The 12004-nt window shown below is 67.5% G+C and carries 8 protein-coding genes and 1 pseudogene; 3 read left to right on the plus strand and 6 right to left on the minus strand.

Annotated features, from left to right (window positions below; translation table 11 throughout):
* Positions 1-68 precede the first annotated feature (68 nt).
* The 3 genes from U9977_RS13135 (at position 69) to U9977_RS13145 (ending at position 4585) form a co-directional block, all read left to right on the plus strand.
* Complete coding sequence (locus U9977_RS13135; protein WP_322749529.1) at positions 69-1919, plus strand: serine/threonine-protein kinase; 1851 nt, start codon at positions 69-71, stop codon at positions 1917-1919.
* A gap of 107 nt (positions 1920-2026) precedes the next feature.
* Positions 2027-3985, plus strand: coding sequence for a hypothetical protein (locus tag U9977_RS13140; protein WP_322749530.1), 1959 nt, complete (start codon positions 2027-2029; stop codon positions 3983-3985).
* Positions 3986-4108: 123 nt separating this feature from the next.
* A complete protein-coding gene (locus U9977_RS13145) occupies positions 4109-4585 on the plus strand; it encodes a superinfection immunity protein (protein WP_322749531.1) in 477 nt (158 codons plus the stop codon).
* Between the two features lie 71 nt (positions 4586-4656).
* Here U9977_RS13145 and U9977_RS13150 read toward each other — a convergent pair whose 3' ends face one another.
* The 6 genes and pseudogenes from U9977_RS13150 to U9977_RS13175 form a co-directional block, all read right to left on the minus strand.
* Entirely contained in the window at positions 4657-6441 is a 1785-nt protein-coding gene (locus tag U9977_RS13150; RefSeq protein ID WP_322749532.1) for a conjugal transfer protein TraC, read from the minus strand.
* Positions 6438-7940: an SCO6880 family protein gene (locus U9977_RS13155; protein WP_322749533.1), complete on the minus strand. Its 1503-nt coding sequence runs from the start codon at positions 7938-7940 to the stop codon at positions 6438-6440. Before U9977_RS13155 ends, U9977_RS13150 begins: the two co-directional genes overlap by 4 nt.
* Positions 7941-7947: 7 nt before the next feature.
* Positions 7948-9240, minus strand: coding sequence for a hypothetical protein (locus U9977_RS13160; protein WP_322749534.1), 1293 nt, complete (start codon positions 9238-9240; stop codon positions 7948-7950).
* A 101-nt stretch (positions 9241-9341) separates the two neighbouring features.
* Positions 9342-10157 carry a hypothetical protein gene (locus U9977_RS13165; protein WP_322749535.1) on the minus strand — a complete coding sequence of 272 codons (816 nt, stop codon included), beginning with the start codon at positions 10155-10157 and terminating at the stop codon, positions 9342-9344.
* A gap of 99 nt (positions 10158-10256) precedes the next feature.
* Positions 10257-10673 (minus strand): DUF6112 family protein, encoded by a 417-nt coding sequence (locus U9977_RS13170; protein WP_322749536.1) that lies wholly within the window; start codon positions 10671-10673, stop codon positions 10257-10259.
* Positions 10670-12004: pseudogene (locus U9977_RS13175) on the minus strand (hypothetical protein); the annotation flags it as partial. The pseudogene U9977_RS13175 and the gene U9977_RS13170, both read right to left, overlap by 4 nt.

Genomic DNA, 12004 nt, shown 5'->3' on the forward strand with positions numbered 1-12004 from the left:
GATGATCGTTCCGGGATTACCGATCGAGTCTGGGATCATGAGCCGGGTGTCCATTATGGTGAGCCTTCGTGACCGCCGATCTCGCGCTGCCTCCGCAGGCGTTGGTAGCGGCTCTGCCGCGGTACACATTCGGGGCTGAACTCGGTCGCGGTGGATTCGGCGTCGTGTATGCGGCGCGGGATCCGCGCCTCGACCGGGATGTCGCCGTCAAGCATCTGCCGAACCGGATCGCTGTTGATCCCCAGATGCGCTTCCGGTTCGGCGAAGAAGGACGCGCACTGGCCCGACTGAACCACCCCCATATCGTCACGGTGCACGAGTACGCCGACGAGGAAGTGGCCGGCGGCGAGCTGGGCGTCCCGGAACAGGTCTGTGCCCTCGTGCTGGAGTACCTTTCCGGTGGGACACTCGCGCAACGTTTTCGCCGCACCGGCCTCACCATGGAACAGTCCTGCGCGGCTATGCTGGCTGTCCTTTCCGCGGTGCAGGCCGCTCACGACCACGGACTGCTGCACCGTGACATAAAACCTGGTAACGCCATGTTCGACGGCCGTGGCGTGGTGAAGGTGACTGATTTCGGGCTGGCCCGGGTAATCGGCGGGGAGACCACGCTGGCCTCTCGGGACGGCCGGTTCGTGATTGCCGGTACGCCCGGGTACATGTCGCCGGAGCAGGCTCGTGGTGATCATTTGGATGTGCGCACTGACGTCTACTCGGCTGCGGCGATGCTGTACCACCTGCTCGCCGGCAGGCTGCCCTACCCCACCGACGGTGGGTTCCAGCAGTTCCGGCGCAGACAGGCGGCCGCCGATCCGCCGCCGCCGGGGGCCGGGGTACCGGACGCGCTGGCGCGGCTGCTCCTGGGTGGGCTGGCCCGTGACCCCGACCGCAGGCCAGCAACGGCCGAACGTCTGGCCGAAGGCGTCGCGGCCGCGTCCAGGGCTTTCGGCCCCGGCTGGCTGGAACGGGCCGGTCTGCCGGTGCGTGACATCTCCCCGGCGGTCCGGGCGGCCCTGGCGTCGTCGGTGTCCGGGTCGGTGCGTCGCGACGAGTCCGCGCTGTCCACCCGGCTCGTGACGATCATTCCAGGCCGGCTGGACGAGCAGCCTTCACCGAGGATCGGCGACCTTGACTTTGCGTCCCTCGTGCCCGTACCCGAACTGGCGGGTCGGGGCTCAGGACGTGGACATCGCGCGGACCCGCCCGGGCTTCCCCCTCGCAGGCTGGCCGGGCTCGCCGCGGTCGCGGCCGCACTTGCTGTACTGGTTGCCGTGCTGTGGCCGTCGTCGCGGCCGGCGGTCGCCACCGATTCCGGCGCCACTGCCATCACGGTGGCCGGAGCCACGCCGCCGGCGGCCGCGCGGATCGACCTGGCCGAGCCGGTGGACATCCGCGGCACGGCGGTGGAGTCCGGGACGCTGAGGGTGAGCCTGAAACTGTCGGTGGCCGGCATCCCGCTGGGCACCGCGACCGGCGAGTCGGTGTCGGTATCCGCCGGGAAGCCCTGGCAGGTGCCGGTGACGGCTCCGCCGCTCACCCGCTGGCTGGCGGGAGGGGCCGTTGCGGGCCGGGTGACGCTCGACCGGCTGAACGGACGGAGGGACGTCCAGGATGTGACGATCGAGCCGCAGCAGACACCGCTGGCGAGCGCCATGGGTGCAGGCGGGGTGCTGGCCGCCCTGTTTGCGCTCGCCTACCTGGAATCGACCCGCCGACTGCTGCGCAACGGCGAGCACTCGCGGCCTGCGATGGTCGCGGCGGCTGCCCTGGGAGCCGTCTTCGGCCTCGGCGTCTGGCTGTCGGCGGCCACCTTGAGTCGCCATGTGCCGGTCGTTGCCGCGGGCGTGTGCTGCATCCTGCTCGGCGTGACCGCAGCCGTCGCAGCCGCTGTCGCGACCCGCCCACCAGCCTATAGATGATCTTTTGGGTGGTACCTTGACTACCATCGTGACCTTGACAGGACAAGGTCTACATGGATGGCGCGATCGTAGTCATCGAAGGGTGGGGCCGTAACCCGTGAAGTCAGATGTCCGGTTCTGAACTCGCCCGACGCCTGTTCGTCCCGGAGGAACGGTGGGGCTGGGAGTACGTGGACCCCGGCGTGAACCCGCACCCTCTTCATGACCGTCCACCGGTCTGGCATGAGCCATCGCCACCGGATACCAAAAGTTACGAAGACGATCTCGCGAATCGCATGCGTAAGCTCCCCAAGAGTCTAATTATTCCCGGTATTATCCTGATACTTGGCTGGCGCTACCTCGCTATCGGAGAGGTTTCTTGGGTTTTTATTGCCGTAGGATGGATCGGATTTCTGGTTTTCCAGATTGTTCGGCTCAAGCGGAAAATCGCCCAGGAAAAGGCTGGGTGGCAGGCTCATCGTGACGCCGAGTGGGAAAGATACCAGTCGGCTACCGCCGGTTGGCGGGCGGCGGTGGAAAGCCACGAGGCTGCCGACGACTCCCGGCGGGAGGCCGCGCCGTTGTTCCACGCGCTCGCGCCTCGGCCGACCGCGAGCCGAATCGACGTCTTCGGTGGTACCCGGGACGGGTGGGCGAGCCTGCTGGCGACCGTCGGGTCCTCGGTCCTGTCGGCCGGCGGCGGTATCCTCCTGCTCGACTTCAGCGAGCGTGGGATCGGAGACGGCATCGCCCAGCTCGCCGCCGCGGCCGCCTGTCCGGTAAGCGGAGTCGATCTTCCTGGCGATATCGGCAGGCTTGGGCTTCTGCACGATGTTGATCCCGAGGATGCCGCGGAGCTCCTCGCGGATGCCGTTGACACCGCCCGCCGGGGTGGTGATGATCCGACCCTTCGGGTGCTTGACGCCGAGATACTCGCGACCGTTGCCACCCGGCTGGACCTGCCGCTTACGTTCACCCGCCTCGCCGCGGGTCTGCGAGTGCTGCAGGGTCGCGACCAGGCGGACGACCGCGATGTCCTGTCACCTGGGGAAGCGGCCGCCATCGCCAGCCGGATGGACGCACTGGGCGGTGGCGAGCGGATCCACAATGAAATCCACTACCTGCGGGCGTGTTTGGAGCGGCTCGCCGGCCGGGACGAAACGGCGGCGGTCGCAGCGCCGCAGCCCTGGTGGCCGGTGCATGGGCTCCGGGTCATCGCGACGTCGAGCAACGACGCCTCCACAGCCCGTAAGGAATTCGCCGACCTGGTGTTGTTCCACGTTGTCCTGCATCAGCTCCGGCGCCGTCGTGGCGATGCCTCCCGCGACCTCCTGGTAGTCGCGGGCGGGGACCGGATGGGACTACCGGCGCTGGAAAGTATGGCCAGATATGCGGCCAACGCCGGTATTCGCCTCGTCAACCTTTTCGAACATCTCGCGGACGGCACCGAGCGTCTCATCGGTGCTGGCGACAGCGCCACACTCATCATGCAACTCGGAAACGCGAAGGAAGCTGAGACCGCCGCCGAGTTCATCGGCCGCGGGCACACGTTCGTCATCTCGCAGGTGACGCGGCAGGTCGGCAGCAGCCTCACCACTGGGACGTCAACCAGCGCGGGGGGGAGTGTCACCGTCTCCGAAACCGAGGGCAAAAGTGGTTCACGAGGGAAGGGTGGAAGGCCGAACAGCTGGAACCGGTCGGTCACGGTCGCCCTGTCGGAGTTCTGGCAGAATACCGAAAGTCTGTCGACCACCGATTCCCGCCAGGACGGCGCAGTCATGCAGCGGGTCTACGAGTTCAGCGTCGAGCCCACACAGATCCAGCGTCTTCCACCGACCGCGTTCGTTCTGGTCGACTCATCGTTGGGTGATCGTCGAGCCGCCTTCGGTGACTGCAACCCCGGCATCATTCTCCTACCGAGGGTCGCATCCACCCCTCGCCAGGCCGTACCGCCGGCGCCGCAGCAACAAAGGGTGCCACCGACCATCGACGCGCACGTTGTTCCGCCGAGCCTGGCGGCGGGAGATGCCGTCGATCAGCCTGAGATGATCACTCTGACGAAACCGCGGGAGCCGGATGCCGGGTAGCGGTGTCGGTGTCGGTGTCGGTGTCGGTGTCTGCACGAGTATCGGTGCTTTTTCGACCGAACGCTGCTACAGTGACCAAAAACATACGGGTGAACTATCATGATCATGAACACGGGGGAAACTATGGATGTCGTTGTTGCTGACGGTGGTTCCGGCGCCGCCGCTGGATTCGGACTACTACTCCTCATCGTTTTCGGCTCCGCATTTTATTTTATTCCGACAATTATCGCTGTGGTGCGCAAGAGGCAGGTCGCCTCCGTATTTATGATCAATCTTTTCCTCGGCTGGACGCTCGTGGGATGGGTCGTCGCCGTCGCCCTCGCCGTGAGCAGTGCTGGTGCCCCGGTGCAGGTGAACGTCAATACCGTCAATCAGGCCTCGCCGGGTGGGTACATCCCGCCGGGTGGGTACCCGCCGGCCGGATACCCGCCGCAGGGTGGCTGGCAGGACCCGAACGCATACCCGCCCGTGCAGCAGCAGCAACAGCAGCTTCCCCAGGGCGGCTGGCAGACCCCGCAGGCAGGCTGGCAGCCGCAGCAGCAGCAGCAGCCCTGGTCGACGGATCCCGGCGAGCAGAACTCCCCGCATCGAGGGGCATGATCGTGGCCTCCGGCCGTGCGACGAGAATTATGTTCGCACGGCCTTTGGCCTTGTACAGATCTCTTGGCCGGCTAGATTTCCCGGGAAAGCGGACCATAGGGGAACGTGTCCATGACTCCCCCTGGCGTGAACCCGTCCTCGTCTGAGGAAGGCGTGTCGACGGTGAACCCGTCCGGTCCGTACCGGGGTGGCGCGCTGTAGCCGCTGGCACGGTGCTCATCCAGGTATTGGGCGTGCTGGTCTGCATCTGGACTGTCGCCGGTATTTGGGGGGTCGACGTCCCGGTCGTCATGGTCGAGGTCCGGATGGTCGTAGGCGTCCAGCAGGTCCGGGTCGACATCCTCGGGAAAGAGATTGACGTTGTCGATCTCGCCGTGCATCTTCGAGCCGTTGAGGACGACCGGGATCTCCAGATCGCCGACGACGTGCTCGACGTAGAACGCACGGTTGCCGATGAGCCACAATGCGAATCCGGGGTCGAGCCTCGGCAGCATGTCCGAGGCGACGTCGGTGAGGTCCAACGCCCGCTGGGTGTCCGGGATCTGATCGGACGCCTGCTTGTACAGGATGCGGATCGCCGTTTCGGCGAGCAGACCCTTGGCCACCTCGACCGAATCCGGCGATGCCGAGAGCAGGTCGGAGATCCGGTGCGCGACGATCGCGTTCGCACAGCCCCACTGGCGGGCGAGCTTCTGCTGTGCGGAGAGCCGTCGGACCAGGCCCGCGAAGCGCATCAGCCGCCAGCACTCGTCATAGACGACATAGCGCTGGACGCCGTCCTGGCGCATGAGTGCCGCTTCCATCCATGCCTGCGCGCATGTCATGATCAGAGCGATCATCTCGTCGGAACCCTGGACCCGCTCGAGGTTGAGGACGGCGATCGGCCGATCGAAGTCCAGCGGGGATGTGGTCGGGCCGTCGAAGAGTCCGCCGAGCGCGCCATGGGTGAGCCGGCGCAGCGTCAACGTCGCATCCCGGGAGGAGTCCCGCAGTTCGGTGGCGGTCACCGGCAGGCCCGAGCAGTCGGCATCCGTCGGGTTCGTCATCGCGTCCAGGACGTGCGGCAACAGCGGAACGGCCTGTCGTTCGGTGGACGCACCGGTGATCTGCCGGGTCACGACGTCGAGGGCGAGATCCACGGCGGTGTGCTCGGACGGGGTGAGCGGCACTCCCTTCGCGGTTTCGATCAGCGAGGAGAGCAGTGCCGAACGGGCCCGCTTGAGCTCCCGCGCCCAGTCTGGGTCGGTCATCCCGGGCGGCCGGGGCGGGGCGTCCAACGGGTTGAGCCGGGTGGACAGCCCCGGGCCGATGTAGGTCGGTTCGCAGCCGAGCCGGCGCGCCAGCCGGGTGTACTCGCCTTTGGGATCACAGGGGACCGCCGCCTGGTAACCGAACGCGGCTCCTCGCGAGATCAAGGTCTTGAGCAGGGAGGACTTGCGCGAGCCGACCGAGCCGAACACCGCGAAGTTCGGGTTCTCGATGACCTGCTGGCGGTAGAGCTCGAACACGTCGAAGACGAAGGAGTCGCCCGACCAGACATGGCGCCCGATGTACATCCCGGGCGCGCTGAGGCCGGCGTCCACGACGAACGGGTAGATGCCGGCGATCTGCGCGGTCGTCTCCATGTGGGACGGCAGCCGTAGTTTGTGAAAGATCCGGCCGGCGTGCGGTCCGACCAGGCGCGGCGCTTGCTCGCCGCGGCGCAGCGCCGCCCGGGCTCGCCGGATCGCCGCGCGTTCGGCTCCGGCCGCGGCCCGTTCGGCCCGCGCCGCCTCACGTTCGCCCCGTTGCGGCTCCCCCCGTTCCCGGCGGGCCGCCCGGTCCGTTCTGGCTCCCTGCGATCGGTCGACCGTCATGACACCCCCACAGCCAGCGGAAGCGCGGCAACGCTGAACCCCTGGTCCTGTTCGCCGACCAGCCGGACCATCTCCAGGCGGCTGCGCGACGCCAGGGTCTCGGCCTCGCCGCACGCCTCGGCAAGGCCGTCCAGGTCGTCCGCGGAGACGGTCACGAACCCGTGGAAGCGGAACGCGCCGAACCCCGCGATGAGCTCCTGCTCACGGCGTTCCACCTCGGAAGCCTCAGCCATGTCACGCTGAGTCGTCACCTTACCGACCTTGTCCCGCATCTGCTGCTCCCCGAGGTGGGCCATCCGGCGGCGGTTGACGGTCTTCTCGGCCTTGCGGCCCGGCATCGGTTCGACGACGAGGGACACCGTCCGCCGGCAGGTCGTCTCCATGAGCAGCGGCGCGAGGAATGCTGCCGGGGACGGGACCCGCGGCCAACCGTTGATCCAGTATGTGGTGTGGAACCCGGAGTCGGTGCGGTAGTGATCCCAGGCGGCGACTGCACGAACTGGGCCGGCGATCGCCGGATCGATACCCGAGGGCAGGCCGGCGAGCCCACCGGCCCGGTCGGACGCGGCACCGCCGCGAGCATCGATCATTTCGATCGAGTAGGGATCGTAGGTGGTGCGGATTACCGCGGCCAGGGCTCGCGGCGGCAGCCAGCCGACCGTGTTGATCGATGCCCTGGCCAGCGCCGCCTCCATCGTCCGCAGCTCGCCGAGCAGCACCGTGCAGGCCGCGTGGTCACCACCGCCGGCGCGTTGGATCGCCCGGCGTACGTCCCGGGTCCGCAGTTGGAAGGACAGGAAGGTCTCGTGGCGCCGTGCCACCGGGCCGGCGGCGTCGATGACCTCCTGGTACGCCTGCGCCGCCCAGGAGCTGTCATGGTTGCCCCGGACCCGCCAATGCCGTTGCAGCTGGTCACCGGAGTCCGGCAGGGTGCGCTCCATCCACTGGATCCGGGACAGTCGACCGCCGCCGATGGTCAGCCCGGCCAGCAACTCGCCCCAGGCGTCCACTCTGGCCTGCTGGTCACCGGATTCCAGCAACGCGAACTGGCTGCCCTGCACCTGCAGGACGGCGGTGAACGTCCCTCGTCTGACGTCCTTCACGATCGCCACGTAACGGCTGTTGCCAACCGGTACCGACAGCATCACCAGGGATGACAACGGCCCTGGCAGTGCGGTCCTGGAGAGGTGGTCGGCGTCATCGCCGGTTCGGAACAACGCCCCGCGGAACACCGTCTCGCCCATCACCTTCTGCATTGTGAAACCGACAAGAATCGGCACCCACTGATCGAGGTTACGGTCGTCGACACGGACGAACGCGATGAACCCCAGGGCGCCCGCCAGCGCGAGCCACCCAGGAGCCAGTATGACCGGAGACCGCAGCGCTCCGAGGATGCACAGCATCACCCCGACCATCAGCCCCAGCTGCGGCCAGCGCATGCCCAGCAGGATCCCGCCGCGTTCCAGCGGCCCGAAGCGGTAGCTGCGTTCGGCGACCACGCCCGGCTCAGCTTCTTCCGGTACGGGTCGGGTGGATCGGCGGCGGCGGTGTGGTCACCTTGGGCGACGTCACGGGCGGCCGTGACGGTATCGACGGCGACCCGGTCGATGCCGCAGCCCTTGGCGGCGCGGCTCGGGGAATCGCGGCTCGGGGAACGCGCGCGGAGGTGCCGCCGCGCGCCGCGGAACCACCACCCGTGGCCCGGGCCGCGGTCTGGGCCGGCTGGCCTCCGCTGGCTTGAGCACCGGCGGCCTGAGCACCGGCGGCCTGAGCACCGCTGGTCTGACGTGCACGAGCGGTCGGTGTGCCAACCCGAGTCGCCGGGCCGGTTGCGGACCCGCGGCGGCTGCCCGCCCTGGCCGTGCCACCGGCGCTGACCGGGGCGAGATCGCCGGTGACGGGCCGGCCCGCGTCCACCCCCGACCCGCTCCGTTGTCGGCTCTGCAGCCGACCGCCGATACCCCGGAAGGTCTCCCGCGACGACGAGCCGAGCAGCGCGCCCGCGCCGTGGCCGAACGTTGCCGCGCCGCGTTTACCCGCCGAGCCGATCGCCTGCATGATCTGAACGTCGGCCATCCCGATCACATAGAGGAGGGCGAGTGGCGAGAAGACCGCGGCGGCCATAATCACAATGCCGCTGAGAATCGTCAGTGTCTGGTCCATGGCCGACCCGGTCGCGTCGCTGGCAATGCTCGCGCCCAGGGTGAAGATCGCATAGATGACGGGCTTGGCGAAGACGAGCGCGGCGAGGATCTCCACCGCTCGCTTCATCCAGTTGCGGGTCGACATCGCCGGCTGCCCGGCAAGATACAGCGGGATGAACACGGCAACCGCGATGATGGCTACCTTGCGGATGTAGAGAACGAGGAAGAGCGCGAACGAGAACAGCGCGACGAGCAGCGACAGAACCATGTCGAGAGCGAAGTTGCCCTGTTGGGGGAGAGCTCGAAGCTGGGCCACCAGGCTTGCGCCCAGCGGCGCGCCGTCGCCGAACGATTCGGAGATGCCGTCGCTGGCGGAAAGCAGCATCTGTAGGAGAGCCAGCACGACAAAGGAACCGATGATCGCGGTGCCGGTGGACGCGAGAGCGCGGCCGAGAATGTGCGGGTCCCCGCGCACGGCGCCGACAATACAGGCACACATGAACAGGCCAGTGACGACCAGGATCGCCACGCCGAAGACGATGTTGTAGTTCTTGACGACGTAGTCTTGGTTCAGGTCGATCGCGGTCTTCTGCGCGGCGAAGCTGAACACGGATGCCGACAGGTCAGCCGCCATGTTGGCGAACGCCGTACCCACCGAGTCTAGAAAGCTCCCGGTGCCATCAGAGATATTACCCTTGAGAGGGGTAAACGGATTAAAGCTGATCGCAATTACATTAGCGCCATCGACCTGGGCATTCATGATCCAGGGCCTCCCACGTATGTGAACCGCTGGTATCCCTCGGCAGCTCTTTCGGTTATGAAAGGACCGCCTGGACCATCGTTAGCGTCTACGATCTTCCAGTCATCCCCGAGCCAGTGTACTACGCATGTATCAGTTCCCCAGCGTACTTGAGGGAGGAGGTTTACGTCAGCATTTTCGTAAGCTCCGAAGCTGGCTGAAGACCAAATCGACACGGTTACAGCGTCGAGTGTTTTCTGCTGAACCTCGAATCCGAGAATGCGAGAGTTGAAGCTGATTTTCGGATCGTTAATAGACGTTGCACCAAAGCTTGTTGCATTCTTTTTGTCAACTTCAATGATGCGATCTGCGAGTTTGCTTGCCGCTGCTGTTTCGGATATTGATGTCAATACTGCATGTATGTGCGATGGTTCCCGATTACGAGCGAATGAGTAGGCGGCGACGTAGTTGCCGCAGGCGCTTATGGCGCCGGCTTCGGTGTGGGGGTAGCCGACCGGAATCCCGAATTCGTTGGTGCGGGTCGGCATGCCCGGCAGTCCGCGCCCGGCCGGTGTCGCGGTGGCGGGTGTCTGGGGCGGGTTGGTCCCGGGCTGGCTGGTACCGCTGTCGCTGGGCTTGGCCACGACGGCGGTGGACGCCTCCGCATCGGGCCGGGCGCTTCCCACTGGCTCGACCGGCGACCGGGCAACGGGTGCCTTCGATGCGGGAAGTAGATAGCGGCCGAGCAGGAGACCGACGATCAGCGCTACCACGCAGATTGCCGCCAGGAGGCCGACGAGACTGCGTGCATCCCAGTCAGGCTCGTTGACCAACGTCCCCTCCCTCGGTGTGACAGCCATGGACGTGCCTGCTCCGGCAACGACAGCCGACCCATCATCCCAATATCAGCCGGTCGGGATGGCAGGAACAGGTCAGAACGGCCACGGCGGGGGCGTCTGGTCGTGGTCCCCGGGGTCGAGGACCCGGACGACAGCCGGTCTGTCCAGCGCCTTGGGCTGGTCCGGGGTGCCGGACGACGCGGTCGCTCCGGTCGCGAGGAAGAAGTTGACGACGGCCGCCGCGGCCCCGACGAGGAAGGCGAGCCCGAAGCCAGCGAGCACACCGCTCTTGCCGATCGTCGAGGCGCGGTCGAGGCCCATCCGCTCGCCGAGCGCCCAGGCGATGCCGCCGAGAAGCACGGCAGCCACGGCTGCGATCACGGCATACGCGGCGAGGCCGTTGACGAGATCCTTGAGCGCGTTGATCCCAGGCGCTTTGGTGTCGTCGGGCTTGATCTGAACCTGGGCGAGGACGACCGTTACCTGCGCGGTCGCGGCTTGAACGATCATTGCTGTTCCCTTCCTGGGTTCAGGTCGGCGCGCAGATCGTCGGATGATACGCCCGGAACTGAGCTGCGATCATGTACGGCATGGCTGTGAACGGCGGTTGTGTCGTCGGTCTCATTGTTGTCGACGCCGATGTCGTCCGGCTCGCGGCACGCGTCAACGACGGTGGCGGCCAGCCGGAGAAACGCCCGCCGGCTGCGCCACCGCAGTCGGGAGAACGGAATCGGCACCGCGTTGCGCTGCCCCCGACCAGCGTTGTCTCCCCGCTTGGCGCTGTTTCCCGGACGGGTACGAGCTGCCTCCGTAACAGTGTCGTCCAGCCGTGCGTCATAGGGAATACGGACCATCGCATCGACCCGCCGAGCCAGCTTGGCCGCGGCAGACCGGGTCTGAGGCGACCATCGGCCGCGCCGGACCGATATTGCGGCGACGATCACGGTTGGCGGCGGGCCGCCAGGGTGCGTCCGAGGACCGCCTGAGCCGCGCAACGCGGCTGCCGCCTCGGCGAGATCGCCGGGGAGCGCCGGCACGACCAGCACGACGACGCCGGCTCCGCCGAGCGTGACCGACGCCAGCGGCGAGGTCGGGTCGAGCGGGGCGTCGACGAGCACGAGCGGGTATGCCGACTCCAGCGTGCTGAAGGCTGAGGCGAGTACCTGGGGGGTGAGCGGGCCGGGTACCCCGGCCGGCACCAGCGCGGGCGGGCCCGTTGCGGTGTGACCGGCCGGACCCGGTGCGCCAGCGCGTGGCCGGCCCGACGGGGGAGTTGCCGGCACGACGGGTTCGCTCGGCCGGCAGCCAGGCAGGACGTCCAGGCCTGCGCAGTCTTCACTCGGGTATGCGCCGTCGGTGCCACCGTTGATCAGCCAGCGGAGTTCACCGACCGGTCGTGCCGCTCCACCCCGGCGGGCCCGATAGGAGATCGCGTCCGCGACGAGGTCGCTGACGGTCGCCGACGGGCATGCGCCGGCGCGCTCCGCAAGCGGGATACCGAACGCGGTGTCCATGCCGTGGTCCGTCGCGTCCGCGGTGCGCTCCAGATCACCGGAGAGGTCGACGGCGACCACGGGTTCAGCGCGGACACCTGCGAGCGTCATGCCGATCATTGCGGTGACGGTGGTGCGTCCCGAACCGCCGGCCAGCCCGGTGACCGCCACTCGCCAGGAGCCTTGCAGCGGTGCGGCGGCCCGGTCCGCGAGCGACTCCCGGATGGGGATCTCCTCCCACGGCTCCAGCGCGGCGACGTCATCCCACGGTTCCTGCCAGGGCCACAGCTCCTGGCTGCGCCGGTGTTGGGACACCACCGCGGGTAGACGTGCGGACTCCGCCGGCTC

It is taken from the genome of Protofrankia sp. Cas8 (genome assembly GCF_963555845.1).
In the GTDB taxonomy this organism is placed as follows: Bacteria; Actinomycetota; Actinomycetes; order Frankiales; family Frankiaceae; genus Protofrankia.

Excerpts from the sequence above, each read along its gene's own strand:
- U9977_RS13140 (WP_322749530.1), top strand. The coding sequence starts at position 2,027 with ATGTCCGGTTCTGAACTCGCCCGACGCCTGTTCGTCCCGGAGGAACGG.
- U9977_RS13145 (WP_322749531.1), top strand. The coding sequence starts at position 4,109 with ATGGATGTCGTTGTTGCTGACGGTGGTTCCGGCGCCGCCGCTGGATTC.
- U9977_RS13150 (WP_322749532.1), bottom strand. The coding sequence starts at position 6,441 with ATGACGGTCGACCGATCGCAGGGAGCCAGAACGGACCGGGCGGCCCGC.
- U9977_RS13170 (WP_322749536.1), bottom strand. The coding sequence starts at position 10,673 with ATGATCGTTCAAGCCGCGACCGCGCAGGTAACGGTCGTCCTCGCCCAG.